The 21,214-nt window shown below is 64.7% G+C and carries 22 protein-coding genes; 13 read left to right on the top strand and 9 right to left on the bottom strand.

All coding sequences use genetic code 11. The features are described from left to right. The first annotated feature begins 24 nt into the window (after nt 1–24). The 4 genes from tsf to NTZ26_03140 are packed head-to-tail and all read left to right on the top strand — an operon-like array spanning nt 25 to nt 3,606. Nucleotides 25–621: a translation elongation factor Ts gene (gene tsf, locus NTZ26_03155; protein ID MCX6559492.1), complete on the top strand. Its 597-nt coding sequence runs from the start codon at nt 25–27 to the stop codon at nt 619–621. A gap of 7 nt (nt 622–628) precedes the next feature. Beyond that, nucleotides 629–1,348, top strand: a complete 720-nt coding sequence (pyrH, locus tag NTZ26_03150) for a UMP kinase (protein ID MCX6559491.1) — start codon at nt 629–631, stop codon at nt 1,346–1,348. A 25-nt stretch (nt 1,349–1,373) separates the two neighbouring features. Further along, a complete protein-coding gene (gene frr, locus NTZ26_03145; GenBank protein ID MCX6559490.1) occupies nt 1,374–1,931 on the top strand; it encodes a ribosome recycling factor in 558 nt (185 codons plus the stop codon). A 31-nt stretch (nt 1,932–1,962) separates the two neighbouring features. Continuing rightward, nucleotides 1,963–3,606, top strand: a complete 1,644-nt coding sequence (locus NTZ26_03140) for an amidohydrolase family protein (GenBank protein ID MCX6559489.1) — start codon at nt 1,963–1,965, stop codon at nt 3,604–3,606. A 31-nt stretch (nt 3,607–3,637) separates the two neighbouring features. Here the strand turns inward: NTZ26_03140 and NTZ26_03135 are convergent, their stop codons facing one another. Beyond that, nucleotides 3,638–4,384, bottom strand: a complete 747-nt coding sequence (locus NTZ26_03135; protein ID MCX6559488.1) for a MerR family transcriptional regulator — start codon at nt 4,382–4,384, stop codon at nt 3,638–3,640. A gap of 273 nt (nt 4,385–4,657) precedes the next feature. Here NTZ26_03135 and NTZ26_03130 point away from each other — a divergent pair, with 273 nt between their 5' ends. From NTZ26_03130 to NTZ26_03115, 4 genes are all read left to right on the top strand, one after another. Next, nucleotides 4,658–5,929, top strand: a complete 1,272-nt coding sequence (locus tag NTZ26_03130; GenBank protein MCX6559487.1) for a hypothetical protein — start codon at nt 4,658–4,660, stop codon at nt 5,927–5,929. Nucleotides 5,930–6,026: 97 nt separating this feature from the next. Next, complete coding sequence (locus NTZ26_03125; GenBank protein MCX6559486.1) at nt 6,027–6,509, top strand: (2Fe-2S)-binding protein; 483 nt, start codon at nt 6,027–6,029, stop codon at nt 6,507–6,509. Beyond that, nucleotides 6,506–8,683, top strand: a complete 2,178-nt coding sequence (locus NTZ26_03120) for a molybdopterin-dependent oxidoreductase (protein MCX6559485.1) — start codon at nt 6,506–6,508, stop codon at nt 8,681–8,683. Before NTZ26_03125 ends, NTZ26_03120 begins: the two co-directional genes overlap by 4 nt. 205 nt (nt 8,684–8,888) lie before the next feature. Continuing rightward, the gene (locus NTZ26_03115) at nt 8,889–11,291 is read left to right on the top strand and encodes a M20/M25/M40 family metallo-hydrolase (protein MCX6559484.1); all 2,403 of its coding nucleotides are present in this window, start codon (nt 8,889–8,891) and stop codon (nt 11,289–11,291) included. Between the two features lie 4 nt (nt 11,292–11,295). On the opposite strand, the gene NTZ26_03110 is transcribed toward NTZ26_03115, so the two are convergent. The 5 genes from NTZ26_03110 to NTZ26_03090 are packed head-to-tail and all read right to left on the bottom strand — an operon-like array spanning nt 11,296 to nt 14,724. Then, nucleotides 11,296–11,853, bottom strand: coding sequence for a nitroreductase (locus tag NTZ26_03110; GenBank protein ID MCX6559483.1), 558 nt, complete (start codon nt 11,851–11,853; stop codon nt 11,296–11,298). A 40-nt stretch (nt 11,854–11,893) separates the two neighbouring features. Continuing rightward, nucleotides 11,894–12,877, bottom strand: coding sequence for a hypothetical protein (locus tag NTZ26_03105; GenBank protein ID MCX6559482.1), 984 nt, complete (start codon nt 12,875–12,877; stop codon nt 11,894–11,896). Further along, a complete protein-coding gene (locus NTZ26_03100) occupies nt 12,867–13,472 on the bottom strand; it encodes a zf-HC2 domain-containing protein (GenBank protein ID MCX6559481.1) in 606 nt (201 codons plus the stop codon). The genes NTZ26_03105 and NTZ26_03100 overlap by 11 nt, the downstream gene beginning before the upstream one ends. Beyond that, complete coding sequence (locus tag NTZ26_03095; GenBank protein ID MCX6559480.1) at nt 13,469–14,032, bottom strand: sigma-70 family RNA polymerase sigma factor; 564 nt, start codon at nt 14,030–14,032, stop codon at nt 13,469–13,471. The genes NTZ26_03100 and NTZ26_03095 overlap by 4 nt, the downstream gene beginning before the upstream one ends. Nucleotides 14,033–14,061: 29 nt before the next feature. Next, nucleotides 14,062–14,724 carry an outer membrane lipoprotein carrier protein LolA gene (locus tag NTZ26_03090; GenBank protein MCX6559479.1) on the bottom strand — a complete coding sequence of 221 codons (663 nt, stop codon included), beginning with the start codon at nt 14,722–14,724 and terminating at the stop codon, nt 14,062–14,064. Between the two features lie 35 nt (nt 14,725–14,759). Here NTZ26_03090 and NTZ26_03085 point away from each other — a divergent pair, with 35 nt between their 5' ends. Next, nucleotides 14,760–16,181, top strand: a complete 1,422-nt coding sequence (locus NTZ26_03085) for a sodium:solute symporter family protein (protein MCX6559478.1) — start codon at nt 14,760–14,762, stop codon at nt 16,179–16,181. Nucleotides 16,182–16,528: 347 nt separating this feature from the next. Further along, on the top strand, nt 16,529–17,194 hold the full coding sequence (locus tag NTZ26_03080; GenBank protein ID MCX6559477.1) for a lysophospholipid acyltransferase family protein: 666 nt from the start codon (nt 16,529–16,531) through the stop codon (nt 17,192–17,194). Between the two features lie 17 nt (nt 17,195–17,211). Here NTZ26_03080 and NTZ26_03075 read toward each other — a convergent pair whose 3' ends face one another. Next, nucleotides 17,212–17,676, bottom strand: a complete 465-nt coding sequence (locus NTZ26_03075; GenBank protein ID MCX6559476.1) for a DUF2147 domain-containing protein — start codon at nt 17,674–17,676, stop codon at nt 17,212–17,214. 306 nt (nt 17,677–17,982) lie between these two features. Between NTZ26_03075 and NTZ26_03070 the strand changes: the two genes are divergently transcribed. The 3 genes from NTZ26_03070 to NTZ26_03060 all read left to right on the top strand — a co-directional run bounded on the left by NTZ26_03070 (nt 17,983) and on the right by NTZ26_03060 (nt 19,245). Then, a complete protein-coding gene (locus NTZ26_03070) occupies nt 17,983–18,378 on the top strand; it encodes a hypothetical protein (protein MCX6559475.1) in 396 nt (131 codons plus the stop codon). Between the two features lie 56 nt (nt 18,379–18,434). Then, nucleotides 18,435–18,932, top strand: a complete 498-nt coding sequence (locus tag NTZ26_03065; GenBank protein MCX6559474.1) for a hypothetical protein — start codon at nt 18,435–18,437, stop codon at nt 18,930–18,932. Between the two features lie 91 nt (nt 18,933–19,023). Continuing rightward, nucleotides 19,024–19,245, top strand: coding sequence for a YdeI/OmpD-associated family protein (locus NTZ26_03060; GenBank protein ID MCX6559473.1), 222 nt, complete (start codon nt 19,024–19,026; stop codon nt 19,243–19,245). A gap of 93 nt (nt 19,246–19,338) precedes the next feature. Here NTZ26_03060 and NTZ26_03055 read toward each other — a convergent pair whose 3' ends face one another. Then, on the bottom strand, nt 19,339–20,811 hold the full coding sequence (locus NTZ26_03055) for a S8 family serine peptidase (protein MCX6559472.1): 1,473 nt from the start codon (nt 20,809–20,811) through the stop codon (nt 19,339–19,341). After that, nucleotides 20,808–21,212, bottom strand: a complete 405-nt coding sequence (locus NTZ26_03050; GenBank protein MCX6559471.1) for a hypothetical protein — start codon at nt 21,210–21,212, stop codon at nt 20,808–20,810. Before NTZ26_03050 ends, NTZ26_03055 begins: the two co-directional genes overlap by 4 nt. Between the last annotated feature and the right edge of the window lie 2 nt (nt 21,213–21,214).

Genomic DNA, 21,214 nt, shown 5'->3' with positions numbered 1-21,214 from the left:
GGCGTCCGCGACAAGGAGCACCCTATGGCAAATGTCACCGCCGAACAGGTCAAGGAGCTGCGCGAGCGCACCGGGATCGGCATGATGGAATGCAAGAAAGCCCTGGACGAGGCCGGCTGTCACATGGACAAGGCCATCGAGATCCTGCGCAAGAAGGGCTACGCCCGGGCCAAGGATAAGGCCGAGCGGATCGCCAACGAGGGCCTGATCGGATCCTATATCCACATGACCGGCAAGATCGGCGTTCTGCTCGAGGTCAACTGCGAAACCGACTTCGTGGCCCGCAACGAGGAGTTCAAGGAGCTGGTCAAGAATATCGCCATGCATATCGCGGCCGCGGCCCCCAAGTACGTGGCCCCGGCCGACGTTCCGGCCGAGATCCTGGAGCAGGAACGGGCCATCGCCCGCGAGCAGTTCAAGGACTCCAAGAAACCGCCCGAGATCATCGAGAAGATCATCGAGGGCAAGCTGACCAAGTTCTACGAGGAAGTCTGCCTCCTCGAGCAGACCTACGTCCGCGACGACAAGGTCAAGATCAAGGACCTCGTCGTTCAGTTCGTCGCCAAATTCAAGGAAAACACCAAGATCGGGCGCTTCGCCCGGTTCGAAATCAAGAAGTGAGGCGGCTATGGACTCGCCGCGCCCCGCTTACGATCGCGTCCTGCTGAAGCTGTCGGGCGAGTCCCTGCTGGGCAAGCTGGCCTTCGGCATCGACATCGTCACCGCCTCCCACGTGGCCCGCGAAATCAAGGAATTGCACGGCTTGGGGGTTCAGGTCGCGCTTATGATCGGAGGCGGCAACATCTTCCGCGGCGTGCGGGGCACGGGCGAAGGGATGGACCGGGCTTCGGCCGACCAGATGGGCATGATGGCCACCATCATCAACGGCATCGCCCTCCATGACGCCCTGGAAAAAGAAGGCGTCCCGACCCGGCACATGTCGGCCCTGGAGATCCGGGCCGTGGCCGAGCCGTTCATCCGGCGGCGGGCCATCCGCCACCTCGAAAAGGGCCGGGTCGTCATTTTCACCGCCGGACTGGGCAGCCCCTACTTCACCACCGACACCGCGGCCGCGCTGCGGGCCCTGGAGATTCGGGCCCAGGTCATTCTCAAGGCCACCAAGGTCGACGGCGTCTACACGGCCGATCCGCTGATCGACAAGACGGCCAAGCGGTTCGCCTCCATTCGCTACATGGACGTCCTCAAGCGGGGCCTCAAGGTCATGGACGCCACGGCCATCTCGCTGTGCAAGGACAACAACCTGCCGATCATCGTCTTCAGCCTGCGCAAGTCCGGCAATATCAAGCGGGCCGTCCTGGGCCAGGTGGTCGGCACCCGGGTGTACTGAGCGGCGGCCGCTCCCGAGGTTCATCATGGTCAAAGACGTGCTGAAAGATCTCGAAAAGAAGATGAAGGCCTCGCTCGAGCACTTCCGCAAGGAGCTCGGCCGGGTCCGAACGGGCCGGGCCAACCTGGGCATCTTCGAGGACATCAAGGTCGACTACTACGGCGTCGCCACCCCCGTCAACCAGATGGCCAAGATCGGCATCCCCGACCCGACCCTGATCACCGTCCAGCCCTACGACCACAGCCTGTTGGAGGGCATCGACAAGGCTATCCGGGCGGCCGGGCTGGGCCTCAACCCGCTCAATGACGGCAAGCTCCTCAAGATCCCCGTGCCGCCGCTGGACGAAGAGCGCCGGCGGGAGATCGTCAAGGGCGTCAAGAAGATGCTCGAGGACGAGAAGACCGCCCTGCGCAACATGCGGCGCGAGACCAAGGACTTCATCGAAGAGCTGGAGAAGGAAAAGGAGATCAGCGAGGACGACCGGTTCAAGGGCCTCGAGGACCTCCAGAAGATCACCGACGACTTCACCAAGAAGACCGAGGAAGCCGTCGCGGCCAAAGAAAAAGACATCATGCAGGTTTGAGCCTCCGGGCTCCGGCCCGGTCTCCTCGACCATGATCCTCCCGCGTCTCCACAGGTTCGGCGCCTTCGCGGCGGCCGTCCTGCTTTCGGCCTCCGCAGGCCGAGCCGCGCCCGGTCCGGCCGTATCCCTGGCGATTATCAAGGCCCGGGTCTGGACGGGAAACCCGCAAAGGCCTTGGGCCGAGGCCCTCGCCGTTCAAGACGGACGGATCACCGCCGTCGGCTCGAACGGCGAGATCCGGGCCGTAACGGGGCCGGAGACGCGGATCATCGACGCCGGTGGATGCTCGGTCCTGCCCGGCTTGATTGACGCCCACTTCCATCTTCTTGACTTGAATACGACCGGAGGTGTTGCGCCCCTGAGCCTCCGCTACATGGCCGGGAAAAAGGAATTCAGCGAGGCGGTGGCGGCGTATGCCCGGACCGTTCCGCCCGGGGAGTGGATCTTCGGTGAAGGCTGGGACGAACGCAAATGGGGCGGCGAGCTCCCGACGCGGGACTGGATCGACGGCGCCACGCCGCGGAATCCGGTCTGGTTGCTGCGGGGGCGCGGCGAGGCGGGTTTGGCTAACGCGGCGGCGCTCGAGGCGGCCGGGATCGGTCGGGATACCCGAGGCAGTCCTCCCGAGGGAATCGTTCGGGACCGGACCGGTCTCCCGACGGGGTTGATTTGGGGCGGACCGATGGAGCTCATGGATGCCGTTCTGGCCGAACGGGCCGGGGAGCAAGCCGGGAAGTCGTCGGAAGCGATCATGGCTCGCCTGGCCTCCTGGGGCGTGACTTCGGTTCAACATTCCGGAAACTGGCAGGAGCTCCTCATTTTCCAGCGGCTGCGCCGGGAGAATCGCCTGCTTGTTCGGATCTATGCCGCCGTCCCGCTGCCGGCCTGGACGCGGCTGCGGGACTACGTCCAAGCGCACGGGCGGGGCGATGCCTGGCTTCGCTGGGGCGCGCTCAAGCTGTTTAAAATGTCCTGGACTCAGGCTCCCGTCCTCGACCGTTCGGGCCGTCCGGACCGCTGGTCCAGTCTGCCCACGGAGGCCGAAGTCTACGGCTGGTTCGAAGGCGCGACGCTGGCCGGGCTCCCGATCATGGTCCATGCCGGCGGTTTCGAGATCCTTAAAATCTTCAATCGAGTCAACGACTCCGTCCATCCGCGGGATCCCCGGTTTCGCATCGAACACGCCCATAATGTGCCGCCGGAGTGGATTCGTCTTTACGCTGCGGCGCACGTCATCGCCAGCGTCCAACCGCCCCTGTTGGCCGCTTTCGACCGCGGGGAGGGCGGCGGCCCGCCGCCCAAGGACTTATTCCCCTGCCGGCGTCTGCTCGATGCCGGTGTCAAGATTGTTTTTGGGACGGATTCGGTGACGGCCACGCCCTTGATGTCTCCCTTTGAGGTCATCGCTCTGGCCATGGCCCGCCCGGGGCCGGACGGCCGGCGGCTGACCCGCGAGCAGTGTCTGACCGCCTACACCCGCGATGCGGCTTTTGCCGAGTTCTCCGAGGCGGACAAAGGCACGTTGGAGCCGGGCAAGCTGGCGGATTTGATTCTTCTCGATCGCGACCTTTTTCGATCACCAGCCGAAACCCTCCCGTCCGTCCGGGTCCTGATGACCGTTATCGATGGACGGATCGTCCATGAGGCCGGATCGGAGCCCGGCGGCCTACGGTGATTGAAGGCTGCCGGATCAGGCGCCGCGGCGCTTATCCCATCCGTTCGACGTATACCGCCACGGCTTCCCGCATGAAGGGGGCCAGGCGCGGGTCCAGGGCATTGAAATTGGCCCGGAACTCCGGCGAATCGTTGTACAGCGCGGCCAGGCCCAATAATTGATCCCGGTTCGGTGCCCAGAAGTATTGCAGGTGCTTGTGCCAGCGGGCGATGCAGGCTTGGACCGCAGGGCCCGCCGGGCCCTCCGGGATCGCAGCGATCAGGTCGGCGTAAACCGCGTTCCCTTCGTCCATGATCCTCTTTCTCTCGGCTTGGCTATAGGCCTTCCACTTCCGATTGGACGCCCGCACGGTCTCCGGGTCGTACATTTCCTCGGCCCGTTTGGCATAAGCCTCCTGCGTCTCTTCGCTGAACGGCTCGAACAATTGCTTCTTGGTCATCGGTTTCTCTCCTTGCAGGTACAGGATCGTGTCGTCCACCGTCCGAATCAGGCGTTGGAGCCGAGTGACCCGGCCGAGCAGGGCCTCGCGGTGCCCTCGCAGGGCCCGCTGGGCCGAAAAGCCGCGCTGGCCCATAAGCGTCTTGATTTCGACCAAGGGCAGGTCCAGCTCGCGGTAAAAAAGAATCTGCTGCAGGCGCAGGACCGATTTCTCCCCGTAATACCGGTAGCCGTTGGCGCCGACGGCGTCCGGCGTAAGGAGCCCGATCCGGTCGTAATAGCGCAGGGTGCGCGGGCTGACTCCGGCCAGGTCGGCCAGCTTCTTGACGGTGTAGGTCACGAGCTCACCTCGATACGTTCGCGGCGCTCGAACCCCGATTTTCAAATCGGGGGCTAAAGCGCCGCTCAGTATTAACCCTGTTAATCCCCCGGGCTAAAAGCCCGGGGGATCGAGCGGGTTTATTCCCCCTCACTCTAAACTATTACGTTACGTCAATGTCAAGCTCCGCCCGCACTTTTGCGGATCGAGGCGGGGGGATCCGATCGGGCGACCGAGGGAGTGTTGCCAAGGGCGCCGGAATCTCATATAGTTCCGGCGCCTAGGAGGCTCTCCATGATCCAACGCCGCCGGATGTTTCTCGCTCTGCTCGGCCTCTTTGGGCTAGCGGCCTTGGGCGCGGCCACCGGGCTTCTCCGTTCCGAGACTGCGGCTTCTGCCGCGAGACGGGCGGCCTCCCGGTTTCAAGCCCCGCCCGCCGCAGCCGCCCTCGCCCCGGATTCGATCAAGCCCGGGCTCCGGCTGACCTATTATCTGATGACCGGGAGCCTGTCCGGTTCGGTCAACGGCTGGGTGCCGGACGAAGAGGGCGATTGGGCGGACCGGCAAGGCCGCCGTTACGCCACGGAGCGTAAGGGCCTCGGCTCGCATGGATTGATCCAGGCCACCGTCGTCGGAGGCGATGGCGGTGTGTTTGCGCTGGCCGAGCCGTTTTATCTTTTTAACGGCGGCGACACGACGCCCATCTACAATACGAGCCTGGACTCTCTGGTCACCTCGGACACCGGCGGCGATTTCTGGATGCATCCGCGGCGTCAGGCCCAAGTCCTCCGCGACTATCCCTGGAATGGACTGCCGCTGGCGGGCCGGACGCTGGCCCGGACCACGGCCTGGCGGGACGAGGCCGGGCGGACTTATCAGGCGACCCACATTGTCATCATCGGCGGGGCCAGCCGGACCTCCTACATCTACGACCAGGCCGGCGGATACCTGCTCTACTTGAGCCGCCTGACGAGCGAGCCGCCCGCGATTCGCGACCGTACCCAGCCGCTCTCGGATTCGGTCTCCTACGCCACTTTTCTGCGCTTCCGCGGGGCTCGGCAACTGAATCTGCCCTGGCTGGGCAAGCCCATGGCGGAGAGCCTGCGAGCGGCGCGGACGCTGGCCTATCGCGGCCAGTCCGTCCTGCAAGGGCAGGGCATCGTGCCGACGCCCTTGGCGATCACGGCCAGCCTCCAGCTCCAGCGAAGCGGCGCCGATTGGCTCTGGCTGCACGGCCGAACGCAGACTCAGGGCACGTTCGGGATCACGGAGTTCAACAGCGTCGACGGCCCCGGCAGCCTGGCGCCACTGGCGATCCCGCCGGCCGTGCTGGCCGGACTCGCCGTCGGACAGGTGATCGACCGCGATCCCCTGACCGGATTCGCCGTCCGGGTGGCCAACGCGGATGCCCAGTATGTCGCCCTGCAATCGGACGGGCCGCGCCAATCGTTCACTTATGTTTATGAACGGGCCCGCGGCCTGCTGCTGCGAAAGATCACCCAGGACCGCAGCCTGGCGACCGGAATGATCACGGTCACCGACATCCAGTTGACCGGCGTTCAGTAGCCCCCCGGCTTTGGCTTTTCCCCGGCCCGCGGTGGTATCATGAGGCCAATGGTAGACGGCGGAGCGGCTTCCCGGCCGCCCGCAGGGAGGACCGGCCATGATCGAAGCCATCCCATTGACGCTCAACGGCAAGCCTGTCCGGCTGGAGGCTGACGGCGAACGGCCTCTGCTTTGGGTCCTGCGGACCGATCTGGGCCTGACCGGGGCCAAGCATGGCTGCGGCGTCGGCCTGTGCGGCGCCTGCACGGTCCTAGTGGACGACGCGGCGGCCCGCTCCTGCCAGCTCCGGCTGAAGGACGTCCGCGGCAAGCGGGTCGTCACGATCGAGGGGTTGGCCGGGCCGGACGGAACGCTTCACCCCCTGCAGAAGGCCTTCGTCGAGCACGACGCCATGCAGTGCGGCTTCTGCACGCCCGGCATGATTCTGACCGCTTTGGCCTTCCTAAAAAAGAATCCCAAGCCTACCCGGGAGGCCGTGCTGCGCGGGCTGGATGACAACATCTGCCGCTGCGGCGCCCACACTCGAATCGTCCAGGCCGTCTTGGACGCCGCACCCCGGATGGCGGGAGGAAATCGATGAGCGCCTATTCGGGCCTTAGCCGCCCTCGCTCCGCTTGGGAAGCGAGGCTGGATCGCCGCGAGTTCCTCAAGCGGCTGGGCGGCGGCATCATCGTCTTCGTCGCCGCCGGCGATCCTCTTTTCCCGGGCCAGGAGCCGGCCCGCCTGCAGGGCGGAGGGCGCGGCCTGCCGTCGGACTTCAACGCCTTCCTGCGCCTCGGCGCCGACGGCCGGGTGACCTGCTTCACCGGCAAGATCGAGCAGGGCCAGGGCGCCAACACCGCCCTGCCGCTGATGTTGGCCGAGGAGCTGGAGATCGACCCTGCCGCCGTGGATATGGTCATGGGCGACACCGACCTCTGCCCCTACGACATGGGGACGTTCGGATCGCAGACCATCCGGTCGTTCGGGCCGGCTTTGCGGGCGGCCGCGGCCGAAGCCCGGGCGGTCCTGTTGGAGCTGGCGTCGGAACGGCTGCGCACGCCCCTCGACCGGCTCCAGGCCCGATCCGGTTTTATCGTCGATAAAACCCAGCCGGCGAATAGAGTGTCTTACGGCGAGCTGGCCCAAGGCCGGACGATCGAGCGGCATGTCACGCCGAAGCCGCCGCTCAAGCCGCCGGCGGAATTCAAAGTCATGGGTCGGCCGGCCATGCGGCGGGATGCCGTCGCCAAGGCGACGGGGGCGGCGATGTACTCGGGCGATATCCGCGTTCCCGGGATGCTTTACGCCCGCATCCTGCGGCCTCCGGCCCACGGCGCCAAGCTGGTGCGCCTGGACCTCTCCGGAGCGGAAAAGATCGCCGGCGCCAAAGTCATCCAAGACGCCGATCTGATCGCCGTCGTTCACGAGCGTCCCGACCGGGCCGCAGCCGCGTTGGACGCCGTTAAGGCCGAATGGGAGGCCCCGGAGACGGGCCTGAACGAGGCCAACATCTTCGATCATCTGGTCAAGAATGCCCCGCAGGGGAGGGCGGTCGCCCAAGCCGGCGACTTGGCCGAGGGGGCGAAAGCCGCGACCCAATCGTTCGACGAGACCTTCACCAACGCCTATGTCGCCCATGCCCCGATGGAGCCGCATACCGCGCTGGTCGAGCTCAAGGACGGCCGGGCCAGGGTCTGGGCCTCGACCCAGGCCCCGTTCCGGCTGAAAGACGAGATGGCCCAAGCGCTGGGCGTCCCCGCGGCTAAAGTCCATGTGATCATGCCGTATGTCGGCGGCGGGTTCGGCGGCAAGAGCCGCAACCTGCAGGCCGTCCAGGCCGCCCGGCTGGTCAAGGCGACCGGAAGGCCCGTGCAGGTGGCCTGGAGCCGCGAGGACGAATTCTTCTACGACACTTTTCGCCCCGCGGCGGTGGTCAAGATCAAGTCGGGGCTCTCGGCCGCCGGCCGGATCGTTTTCTGGGATTACGAAGTCTTCTATGCCGGCGAGCGCAGCTCCCAGCAGTTCTATGACATCCCCAATCATCGCACGGTCGTGCGGGGCGAATGGAGCGGGGGAGGAGCGAGCGCCCACCCGTTCGACGTAGGCGCCTGGCGGGCGCCGGCCAGCAACACCAATACCTTCGCCCGCGAGAGCCAGATCGACATCATGGCCGTCCGGGCCGGTCGCGACCCGCTCGAGTTCCGGCTGGCCCATCTGGCCAACCCGCGGCTGGCCCGCGTTCTGAACGCCGCCGCGGCCGCGTTCGATTGGAAGCCCGCCCCGACTCCGGCCGCGGCTGCAGGCCGGGGGCGGGGGCGCGGCTTGGCCTGCGCGGATTACCTGGGGACCTATATCGCCACCATGGCCGAGGTCGAGGTTGACCCCGCGACCGGCCGGGTCCGGGTGGAGCGGATGACCTGCGCCCACGATTCCGGCGTCGCCGTCAACCCGGAAGGCATGCGCCTGCAGATCGAGGGCTGCCTGACGATGGGGCTGGGCTATGCCTTGAGCGAGGAAGTCCGGTTCAAGAATCGGCAGGTGCTGGACCTCAATTACGACACCTACGAGCTGCCCCGTTTCACCTGGCTGCCCAGGATCGAGTCCGTCCTCGTCGACTCGCCCGAGGTCCCGATCTCAGGCGGCGGCGAACCGGCCATCATCACGGTCGGGGCCGTCCTGGCCAACGCCGTCTACGACGCGATGGGGGCGCGCCTGCGCCATCTCCCGATGACCCCGGCTCGGATCAAGGAGAGCCTCGGCGGCGCCAAATGAGGCGTTGAGGCGAGCCTTCGTAGGCCTTTCCCTCTCCTCAGGAATACCCGCGCGGGTGATGGTCGTCGGCTGGAAGATTTATAAAAGACGGAACTTTTAAGGATGCCGGCGAGTATATCTCAGTGATGGATCCCCGCGGAAGTGTTGGAGTCTGCCCCCGCCGGGGTTATAATCCCATCTTCATGTTCTCTAGGAGGATTCAACCATGTCTTTGCGCAAGACCGCGTCCTTTCTGCTGGTCGCGGCGGTCGCGACCCTCTGCCTGACCCCCGCCTTCGCCCAAACCTACAAGGCGGACGGCAACAAAGTCAAAAGCCACATCGAGTACTTGGCCTCCGACCAGCTCGAAGGCCGCCAGACCCTCACGCCCGGCTACCAGAAGGCGGCCGATTACGTGCTGGCCCGGTTCAAGGAGTACGGACTGAAGCCGAGCGGCGACGGCGGAACGTCCTATTTCCAGAAAGTCCCGATCCAACGGCCCGTTACCGTCAACCTTGGCGTCCCCGCTCTGGCGGTCGACGGCAAGGCCTTCTATTCCGACGACTCCGACTTCACCGTCAACGCCCTGTCTACGGCCAAGACCGCCGTCAAGGGCGCCGTCGTGTTCGTGGGCTACGGGCTGTCGCTCCCGGCCAAGGGCTTGGACGAGTACGCCGGCACCGACGTCAAGGGCAAAATCGTGCTGGCCTACAAAGGCTCGCCGGATGCGTTCACCATGCCCGGAGGCAGGGGGATGATGGGCGGGGACCCTCAAGGCCCGCCTCCGGCTCCGCTCGGGCTGACCAACGACGAGACCTCCGACGCCGCGAAAATCAAGACGGCCTTCGACAAGGGCGCCGCGGCGATCCTGCTCTACGATCCCAACCCGTCCCCAATGGGGCGGATCATGGTCATGGGCGGCCCTATGGGGGGCCCCAACGCCCCGGCGGCCTTCACCCGCAATTTCCTGGCCTTCGACGTCACTGAGCGCGTCTTCCGGGCTTTGATGCGGAAGCCGGCCACGGCCTCGAACAACGAGTTTACCAAGACGCTCAACGCCCTGCGCTGGGACATCCGCGGCAAGAAGTCCCGCTCCAAGGCCACCGGCGCCATGATCGCGCTGAAGGGCTACGACCAGATCAACAAATACAGCGGTGACGGCCTCAACGTCATCGGCAAGATCGAAGGGACCGACCCGGCCCTGAAGGATCAGTATATCGTCCTGGGCGGGCATCTCGACCACCTCGGAACCCGGGGCTCGGTCGTCATGAACGGAGCGGACGACGACGCTTCCGGCCCGGCCGTGGTCATGGAAGTCGCCCGGGTGCTGACCCAGGCCGGCTTCAAGCCCAAGCGAACGATCATCTTCGCCGCCTGGTGCGGTGAGGAAATGGGCCTGCTCGGGTCCAACTACTTCGGCAGCAAGCCTCCGGCCGGCATCGTCATGGACAAGGTCGTAGCCAACTTCAACTGCGACATGGTCGGCCTGGGCAACGGCATCGGCGCCCCCGGCGCCCTGAACTTCCCCGAGATCTGGGACAAGGTCATCAAGCGCGACCAGGACCCCGACGTCATCTCGGTCGTCCACCCCGGCACGGCCGGACCCGGCGGCAGCGACTACTCCGCCTTCATCACCAAGGGCATTGAATCGCTGGCCCTGATGACCGACGGCGGCGTCGGCCACCCCGACTACCATGACAGCGGCGACGACACTTCCAAGATCGACGCCGAGATCCTGCGCAAGACGGCCCAGTTCGTCCTGCAGGGGACGATCAACACGGCCAACGAGACGACCGTCAACATGCTCATCCCGGATCGGCAGTACCTCTACAACTCGATGATGATGCGGTTCACCAACATCAACGCCGCGCTGCCCGGCGCGGCCTGGAAGAACAGCGATTTCGCCAACAAGGCCGCCGTGCTGGGCCGGATGTACGAGCGGGAGATTTCCCGCGCCGCCACGTCCCAGGCGTCGGACCCCCGCGTCGCCCAGATCATGGCCCTCCTGGACATGGGAGCCCCGGCCGCACCCGGCCAGCCCCAGCCGGTCCGCAAGGATCCTGCCGTGGGCGTCAAGAGTCCTGTCTTCGGCGGCGACGTCAAGTTCCTGGACCTGACCGCGGCCAACGTCGGCTTCGGCCGGGTGGAGTTCGCGGGCGACGACACGGCTTGGGTGGTCAATGGGCGCCTGACCGACTCCGGCAAGGCGGCCCTCAAGGCGATGGAAGCCAACGGCGTCTTCGCCCAGCTCATCAATCCCGGCGAGCCCCTGCTCGGGGATTTCCTGGGCGCGGCCGAGAAGCCGTTCCTGGTGACCGGCCTCGCCGTGGTCCCCGAAGGCTTGAAGGACAAGATCATCGCCAAGAAGGTGATCTGGGGCGTCGACTACGACCCCGAGGACGTTCCGGCCGGGCTGGTCAGGGCCGATGCGGCCAAGAAAGTCCTCGGCTCGGCCTCCAACCTGATCGCCAACTTGAAGACGATCGAAAAGGCCAATGACCTGACGGTTAAGCGGGCTTTCTACTTCGGGCTGATCAAGCTCGGCTGGAAGCCGGAGGACATCGCCGCCTTTGTCGGCGGCAGCCTGCGCACGCTCTCGCCGGGCATGGCGGGCATGAGGATGAACTAAAGGATCAGCGAATGATCCGATAGAAGTGTTCGAACTTCCGGTCCGGCGGGTTCAGGACGAGCCCGTCGGGCCGGAATCCCAAAGCCACGCCGTAATGAACCTCGTGGCTTTCGGGGATGCCCAGCTGGGCCAGGCGATCCGGGCCCGTGAAATAAAATTTGGCGAAGCCGATCCAGCAGGAGCCGATCCCCAGGCTCTCGGACGCCAGGAGCATGTTCTGGATGGCGGCGCAGACGTCGGCTAAGGGCGAGACGGCGTCCTTGCGGGCCGACACGAAGACCACGGCCGGGGCGCCGTAGAACATCTGGAATTTCTCGTTCTTCCCCAATTCGGCGATCCAGGGGACCGGGATCGTCCTCATCGCCGCTTTGCCGCCATCGCTGATTTCCCGCAGCAAGGCCTGATCCAACACCACAGATAAGAACCAGGGCTGATCGTTGTGCCCGGTGGGGGCCTGAAGCCCGGCCTCCAGGATCGCCTTCAGCGCCTCCTCGGGGAGGGGATCGGGCTTGAATCGGCGCAGACTGCGGCGGTTTCGAATCGCGCGCAAGACTTCGTTCATGGGGGGCTCCTCGGGAGAATGCCGTCGTTCGTTCGTCCGGTCAGGCCGCGGGCGGCGTCGGCGGAGCGGGCGTTCCGGGGTAAGCCGGATGCACATGCGGGCCGCGCTGGAACCAGTTCTCGTGCGTCCCGAACTTGGTCCGAAGCGCCACGCCCCAGCCCAGGATGTTCATGGCCGTCGAAACCAGAAAGCCGAGGAACGGCGCGAAGCTGATCAGGGTCAGCAGGAACAGGCCGAGCAGCGCGCCGCCGACGGGGGTGACCGATTTGCGGTTGAAGGCTTGGGCCAGGCTTTCGCCGATGAGAAAGAAGATGACGACCTTGCCGAAGATCTTGACGACCATACCGGCCAGGACAAGCGAGAGCAGGATGGGGATGCCGATCAGGACCAGGCAAAGCACGGCGGCGAAGGCGACGAAGACGGTGAAGATGACCAGGGCCAGGAAGCCGGTGCCGAAGATGGGCCAGAACTGGCGGCGGATGCGCCCGGAGGCGAAGACGACCTGGCGCGGAAAGAGGGCGGCTACGACGATGGCCACCAGGAGCCAGATGAATGCGTTGACCAGCTTGAGGATGATCAACAGGGGCCAGAAGGCCAGCGAGAACAGGCCCGCGAAGCCCTGGCCGAAGAACTTGCCGGTCAAATCCCCGACCTTGATCGAAACCGTATCGCCTCCCACGCTCGACCCGGGCTCCTTGGCGACACTCCCGCCGATCATGACCAAGTCACCGTCAATCTTGGCCTGGGGCAGGAGCTTGATCCGCGAGCCGATCCCGACGACCGCCTCGCCGACCGTGCCGGAAACCGTGATCGAGCCGCCGATGGCGAGGACGGTCTTCTTGACCGTGCCCTCGACGACGACGTCGCTGCCGAAGGCGATGATGTTCTCCCGCGTCTCTCCGGCGGCCACGACGATCGTGTCCTTATAGACGACGCGGTCGCCGCGGTCCTGGGCGGTGACGACGCAGGCGGCGCTCAGGACGAGCAGGGCGACGAATCCGATCCGGAGAGGCTTATTGGTCATGGCGGTTCTCCAGAGTGAGTTGGCGGCGCTTCCAGAGTACGGCACCTGCGGCCAGGAAGACGAGGGCGGCCACGAAGCAGGCCGCTTGAACCTCGGGTCCGATAAACGCCGTGGCGCGCTTGAGGACTTCGAGCAAGGCGCCGGTGAATTCCCGGGCGATCTTGAGGAAAACGAGGGCGTATTTGGCCAGCTTGACGACGGTGGCTGCGGCGCCTTGGAGGTACCCCAGAAGCCCGTCGGACAGGTGGAAGAGGTAGCCGCCCAGATTGCGGCCGGAAAGAAGCGCCAGCCCGATCAGGGTGGCGGCGAAGGTGGCCGTGCCGGCCATGGTCGCGGCCAGCCAGCCGCGCAGGCTCAGCCGGGGCAGGGAAGCTTCCTCGACCAGATCCAGATGGGCTAGGACGCCGGCGGCGAATCCGTCGGGCACGGCGATCGGCTCGAGAGAGAGGGCGGCTTGGTGGATCCGGCGCCGGGCGTCCAAGGCGCCTCGGCAGGCCTGGCAGTCCGCGGCATGAGCCTCGACGCGGCGGGCGCCGGACTCATCCAGCCCGCCTTCGAGGAATTCGTGGATCTCGTCCAACCGCAGGCAGCTCATGCGGGCTCCTCGAGAAGCTGTTTGAGCATCTCTTTAGCCTGGAAGACGCGGTTCTTGACGGTGCCCACCGGGAGCGACTTGATGTCGGCCATCTCCTCGTAGCTGAAGCCGTTGACGTGGCGCCAGACGAAGAGCTCGCGCAGGGCGGGGGGGAGGCGGTCCATGGCCTCCTCGATCCGGCCGCGCAGCTCCTGCATCTCGTATTGGCGGGAGACGGAGGGGCCGTCGTCGGTCACCTGAATGCAGGCGGACCCGTCGACACCGTCCACGGGCTGATCGTAGGACGTGGTCGCGATCTTTCTCTTCCGCCAATAATCGATCATGTAATTCGATGCGATCTTGAACAGCCAGGTGCTGAACTTGAACTGGGGGCGGTAGGAGCGGAGTGAAGAGTAGACCTTGAGGAAGATCTCCTGGCTGAAGTCCAGGGCCATTTCGCGCTCCCGGACCATCCGGCCGATGTAATTGATGACGGCCTGCTGGTACCGCCGGACGATCTCCTCGAAGGCGCCGCGATCGCCGCGGAGGGTCCTTCGAACGAGTTCCTGATCGTCATGCATGGGTTTATACGGATTCGGCGGCCGATGGTTCAGCGCTTGATCGGCCCGGTCTCGTCGATGATCTCGCAGTCGGACGGGACTTTGATCTCGAAGACCGAATCGGCCAGCTTGACCCCGGACTTGAGCCGTGAGAAGACGAATTGGCTGCGGTTTCCCCCCCAATCAAAAAAGATGGCCCGCCGGATGAGGGCGCTTTTGCGGTCGATTTCCAGCAGAAGATAGGAATATTCGCTTTCTTCCCGCGGCGTCAGCTTGAGCTGGGCGGAGCCGGGAGCCGATTCGGGGAAGGGGCTTTCCTCAACGATATATTTTTTTGAAAGACCGCCTTTCCCGGCCAACAGAGCTAGGATCTCGGTCTCGTTTTTTTCCGGCGGGATGTTTTGCCGCCAAAGCTGGTTGTCCTCGGGGAAGTACGACAAGAGAAGCCCCGCCTTAAAGACGAAGATATTTTTCTCGGGGGCGCCGTACTCCCAGCGCATCGCGTCGGGCCGCCGGAAGTAGACCCGGCCTTTCTGGGTCATGGGGATGGCCGTCATCGTGGAGCTCGAGGTCTGCTCGAAATCGGACTGGAAGGCCGCCATCCCGCCGAAAGCTTTCTCCATGCGGGCCAGAATGGCTTCGGGGGTTTCCTGGGCGGCGGCCAGGCAGACGGCGGCTAAAACCAAGGCTGCTGAAAGGATATTCCTCTTCATCCCGGCGAAATTATAGCATATATTAGGAATCCCCTATGCGCCCCGGATTGCTGATCGCCCTGGCTTCCTATTTCGCCATCGTCCTCGTTATCGGTTTGACCGCCAGGCGCCGGATGAAGGGCTTCGAGGACTTCTTTCTGGCTTCGCGCCGCCTGCCGGGGACTCTTGTAGCGCTGTCGCTGACCGCTTCCTGGTTCGGGGCGGCTTCGATCCTGGTCTCGACGGACGACGCCTTCCGCACCGGTCTTGGGGCCCTATGGCTGGTCGGGCTCCCGGCCGTAGCCTCGATTTTGATCCTATTTGCGCTGGCCGGCCCGCTTCGCCGCCTGCCGGCCTTGTCCCTCCCCGAACTGGCGGGGATGCGCTACGGGCGCGTGGTCCGGTCCATTGCCTCGGGCCTGCTCATCTGGTACATGATCTTGCTGGCTGCTTCGCAGATGGTCGCCATGGGACGGTTTTTGGGCGTGTTCATGAAGCGCCCCTATCTCGAGTGCCTGGCGCTCGGGACGGCGGTCGTGCTCATTTACAGCTTGGCCGGCGGGCTGCGGTCCGTCGTCGCCACCGATATCATCCAATGCGCGCTGCTGGCCGTCGGCCTGTCGGGCTTGGTCGTCTTTTTGGCGGGCAAGGCCGGGGGCAGCTCGGCCGTGCTCGGCGCGATTACCGGTGGCCCCGGCCTGCTGGCCGGATTCCCGCAGAGCGGCCTGATCTTCCTTTCGTTCACCCTGGCCTGGACGATCTCGCCTATCGCGCACCAGCGCATTCAGGCTGCGCGGAGCGGCACGGCGGCGCGGGGAGGGTTGGCGGCTTCGGCGGCGGCTTTGGCCGTTCTCTATGTCCTGGTCGTCCTGATAGGGGGGCTGGCCCGGCCGCTGTTCGGAGGGCGGGTGCCCGAGGGATCCCTTTTCCCCGCCATGATCGCGGACAAGCTCGGGCCGTGGCTCGGGAGTTTGCTGTTTGCCGCTGTTCTGGCGGCCGTGATGTCCACTCTCGACACGGCCCTCAATGCCGGCGGTCTGGCCATTGCTCGGGACGTCTTCGGCCGGAAGGCGGCCGAACGGCCGGAAAGGGGTGCTCTCGCGAGCCGAGCCGCGCTTATTCTGGCCGCTGCGGCGGCGTTTGCGGTAGCCACCCGTTTTCAGAGTATCCTCAAGACGATCGGATTGGCGTCGGAGATACTGGCTGAGGGTTTCTTCGTCCCGGGATTGGCGATGATCCTCTCGGTGCGCCGTCGGCCGTGGGCCGGCCTCTTGAGCTTGGGGTTGGGCGGCGGCTTCGCGGTTCTTTCTTTCCTGTCGACTTCGGGCGTGTTGCCGTTGCCCATTCCCGCCTGGCCCTTTTCGCTGCCTTACGGCCTGGGATTGAGCTTGGCGGGATTCGCTTTTGGCTCTGCTTTGGATCAAAGGGCGAGGGCGATTGGGGGCCAAACCCACGGGCTTTGCAGCCCTAAGCGATAGCTTAGGGTCGGCGAGGGAGCGACCGGCCTCCCTTGGAGGTGGAACCTTTGCAGGGTTCCCCCTCCAACGTCCTCCGGCCTATAGCCGTCGTCCTGCCTCCCCTTCATGGTAGCCTTTTCCCATGAATGCAATTTTATCGTTTCCGAAAAGGCCTTAGACCGGGGCGAGGGGTTTGAGGGGTCAAACCGATCGACGAGGGAGCGGGCACGGTCCCTCGCCGAAAGGCGAGGGGAGCGACCGAGTCGGCAGAGCGAGTTCCCTCGCTGGGGGAGCGAGCGTGTTTGGCCCCTCATACCCCGAGCCCTTCTTTGACTCGGTACGCCGTTTCGCATAGCATGAAATCCGCCATGCCTTTCCGCAAAAAGCTCGAGCAGGCGGCCATCGATTTCCTGGGCCGGCCGCTCATGTCCGCCTGGATGAAGACCCTCCGCCTGCGGGTTGAGGGCGAATCCGCCTATCGCGACCTGCGCCGGGCCGGTCGGCCGGTCGTCATTCTGGTTTGGCACGGCAAGATCTTCAGCGCCCCTTGGATGTTCCGCCGCCGCAACATCATGCCCCTCGTCAGCCCGTCCCAGGACGGCGAGCTGATCGCCAGGCTCATCGACAATTGGGGCTACAAAGTCATCCGCGGCTCGGGCTCCCATTCAATGAAGCGGGCCTGGGTGATCATGATGCGGGAGCTCGCGGCGGGCGGCGAGGTCCTGATCGTTCCGGATGGGCCGCGCGGCCCCGACCGGGAGCTGAAGCTCGGCGCCGTCAAGCTGGGGGCCGAGACCGGGGCGCTTCTCGTTCCCTACACGCTCGGGGCCTCGAGGAAAAAAGTCTTCCGCAGCTGGGACCGCTTCGAGGTTCCCCGCCTGTTCTCCCGGGCCGTGGCTTTATTCGGTGAGCCGATCGAGATTCCCCGCGGAATCGAAGGTGAGGCTCTGGAAAGCGAACGGCTGCGCGTGGAGCGAATCCTGCGCGAATTGGACGGCCGGGCCGACGCGCTTCTGGCCCGTCGACCCGAATAAAAAGGCCGAGGCCCGGGTTACGGGTTGACGCGGTACCAGTTCTGGGTCCGGTGGAACATGGCCAGGTAGCCGCGGACCGTCAGGTTGTCGCCCTTGACCCAGATCTTGCAGCGGTAGGACTTGCCGTTGTCGGGGTCCATGATCTCGCCGCCGGCATACTCCTCGCCGAAGTCCTTGTCGATCTTACCCGTCTTCTTCATGTCGGACATGAGGACCATGCCGATGAGGGGCTTGCCCTTGAGGGCGCCTTTGCAATTGTCGCAGACCTTGTCCTGGGGCTCGAGCAGGAGCTTGTTGATGCGGGCGAAGAAGACTCCATCTTTCTCGAAGAGCTCCAGGTAGGACTTGGCCTTGCCCTTGTCGGGGCCTTCGTCGGCGATCGTCTTCCACAGGCCGGCCAGCGTTCCCTGGGCCCGCAGGGTGGTGCCGAGGAAGCCGAGGGCGAAGACGACCATCAAAGTGATCAGGACTGCTTTCTTCATGCGTATCCTCCAAATCTGCTACGGGTGGCTTTTTCCATCTTAGTGAAATGGGCCGTTATGTCAAGCGCCGCCCCGGCCCAAGCTGTGACTCGGGCCTTTCCTCTTCCAGGCTCGATTAGGGCGTTAAAGCTGAACCTGGATTCTTTTTGGTTCGAGATCAGGTCGACCTTGCGTTTGACAGGCTTGAATTCGTGAATTACTATGGAGGCCATTTTGGCGGGGGGAGTATTCAGCCGATGCGCCGAGACGCCTTTCCTCATTCGGCTCCGCCTCACAGTTGTTCGTCGGCTGTGGCAGGAGGTTCAAATGGGCAAGTACGCATTTGACAAGATCATGACCGGTGAAGAAATCAAAGACATCATCCAGAAGGAGCTCGGCCCGGCTTTCCGTATGAAGGTCAAGCCGAAACGAATCGAAATCATCCAGGACGCCACTAAGGGTTGCGCGGTCCAGGTGCGAGAAAGGGATGGGCGGACGATCTGCCGTGGCCCCTATGGATATATGCCCTCGGATGGCCTGCGAGCCGCGATCATCATCGGAGGATTTGCGGCCATGTTCATCCTTGGCCTGAGCCTAGGCTATTTCGTGGTTGGCATCGGAGTCCTTCCGATGGCCGTTCTGCTCTTGCTCATGAACGCGCCTTCCCGGCCGCTGGTCAAGAGGGTGGCAGGTATCTTGGGGAAAGTCGCGAGCCAGTCATGAAAAGCGCTTGGATCAAGAGGGCGTTCAGGTCTGGACGAAGCCTGTGGAGTCTGCTTTTGGTCGCGGCTTTGCTCACGGCTCCCTGTTTCGGGCAAGGTCGGCCGGCCGGCCGTTATAGCAATGCCGTCAATTGGGGCGCGGAAAGCAGCAAGATAACGAATGCGCTCCTCATCTCCGCGGGCATCGTGGCCGGGCTATTCATCATCGGGGGCATCGCCAGTTCGTTCTCCAAGAGTCCGACTATTTCCATCGACCCTTCTCAATTGGACTTCGGCAAGTTGAGCGTCGGCCTTACGGCGACTCGCGAAATCAAGCTTATCAATAAAGGGACTCGTCCCCTTCAAGTGGACCCGCCGACGATTTCCGGGCCGGGCTTTTCTCTCGCCAATCCGTGGGAGAGCTCGCGAATCCTGGCCAAGGGCGAACAAACCACCATCGCGGTGGTGTTCACTCGCGCCTCAAACCTGAAAAGCTCGGGGTGGATCAAAACCACCGTGCTGGATACCGTCAAGAAGCGGGCGCGGCAATTCACTATCGGGCTGGCAGGAAAATAAGCAAACCAACCGTAACGGCTTGGCTTCGAGAATCGGCGCGAACAGCATGGATGTAAGAATAGCGACGCGGCTGAAAAGGCTTCGCTATCCGATGCCGGCTTTCATCAAAAAAGCGCTGCAAGAGCGCGGCTTGATGGCTGCCTATCGGAGCCGTCCGGACTACCAGCAGAATGACTACATCGGCTGGATCACCCGGGCTGTCCGGGAAGAGACGCGGACTTCCCGCCTAGAGCAGATGCTGGCCGAGCTCGAGGGCGGCCGCAAGTACATGAAGATGGCTTGGCGGCGTAAGCCGGCCGGGAAGCCCAAATAGTCGAACTCTCGGTTGGACGATTCTCGCACGGGTTGTGCGAGATTATGAAAGTGGATCCCAGGAGCAAGGCCAAAAAGTTAGTCGCGCGGACTGTTACTTCCTCACCGCCGCCGGCGCGTTGACCAGCCCCCAACCGTAGTCGTTGTCTGGCGTCGCGGCGTTGGCGGCCGTCGACATCAGGGCGTCCCTGACCTGGGCCACGGTCCAATTCGGATAGGCCTCGAGAAGCAGGGCCACCACACCCGCCGTGAGAGGCGTCGCGTAGGAAGTCCCGCTGCCCATCGAATACGAAGCATCGCCCAGGTTCGGCCCGCTCATGGCCGTGAAGTTCCGAACGCCCATGGCGCAAACTTCCGGTTTGATCCGCCCGTCCGCCGTGGGGCCGGGCGAGCTGAAGGTGGAGATTTTGCCCTTGGCGTCGACCGCGCCCACGGCGATGACGTCGAATCCGTCGGCCGGGGCGATGATATGGCCCCACGAGCCTCCTCGTTCGTTGCCGGCGGCATTGACGACCACGACGCCGAGGGCCGTGGCCCGGTTGGCGGCCTTGGTCGTCACGGCCGTCCGGCCGTTCATGTCGGCGAAGCGGTACCAATCGGTATATCCGAGCGAGGACGAGACGACGTCGGCACCAAGCGATTCGGCCCATTCGATCCCGGCCGCCCAATAGTCCTCTTCAACCGGCGTTTCGGACCGGTCATCCTCGGTTTTGCCGAGGATGAAATCGGCCCCGAAGGCCGGGCCGACGAGCGTGCCGGGCCGGTAGCCGCCCAGGAGCGACCAGCAGGCCGTGCCGTGGAAATCGGTGTAGTCGAGCGGGTTGGAGGGATCGCGCTGGACATCGCCGTCCTTCATCACGAAGTCGTGCTCCGCGATAACCCGGGCCGTCCGGAAGGCTTCATGGGTCTTGCGAAAGCCGATGTCCAGCAGGCAGACGATGACGCCGCGCCCGGTCAATCCGGCCGCATGCAGCTCGGGTACGCCCATCATCCCCACCTGGCGGTAAGCGCCGCCGTAAAACGGCTTGAGTCCGGGAATGGGGTCCGGCCCGGCTGCCGCCAAATCGCCGATCTCCCGCTCGATGATTAGCGGTTCCTCGCGCTTGAAACCGTGGACGACATCGAGCGAGGCGACGCAATCCAGCCCGGCCAGCGCTTGGACCTGGGCCGGGGTCGCCTCGACGCTGACGGCGTTCAGCCAGCGCGAGACGGCCCGAACGCCGGAGGATAGGGCGCGGGCTCGCAAAGCGTAGTCGGGCGATACCGGAAGGTCCTGCTCGTCGACCAGGGCGTCGAGGGGCAGCGACTTGGCCCGGCGCTGGAGGCTGTGCGCGCGCAGGCCCGTCCGCGTCACGGCCAGAGCCTGCCGAAGCGCCGTTCCATCCGCGATGCCCTTATCTTTAAAGTTGACCCAGACATGAAGCGTCGCCGCCGAATCGGGGGCTTCCCGCATCGCCAATCCCAGGGCCGGCCGGATCTTGGCCTCCGGGTCGGCGGGGGAGGGATGGGGGCTCTGCAGGAGCAGGGCGGCGAGGATTAAAACGACCCAAACGGCTTTTTTCTTCATGGCTTTCTCTCGGTTTCGGAAATGATTTGAGCCCGCGCGAAGGAGAATTCGCCGTCAAACTCGATCAAAAATCCTTTCCATGCGGACCGACCCGACGGTGTTTTCCTGGCCGCCAGGACCAGCTTGCCGCAGGCATGGGGCCGCAGGAGCGGTTTGCGGGCGGACGCCGCCGAGGCGGCGAGGAAAAACCCGATGATCCGGCCCGCGTAGAGGGCATCCAGCCGGAAGAAGATTTCGGGATCGCTGATGGTCGTCGGAGAAGCTGCCGGGACGAGCCCTTCGACGATAAAACGGCCGCCCCGGACATGGCCGATCAGAAAGCCGGCGGAGGCGGCACGCCCGGAAGTGACGGCGAGCGCCTGGAGGGCCAGGCGGGCATCCGGCGTCAGATAGGCGTCCATAT

This window comes from Candidatus Aminicenantes bacterium, assembly GCA_026393855.1.
GTDB lineage: Bacteria > Acidobacteriota > Aminicenantia > Aminicenantales > UBA4085 > UBA4085.
Note: the sequence above shows the minus strand (reverse complement) of the source record. Positions and strands in the feature narration are given on the sequence as shown.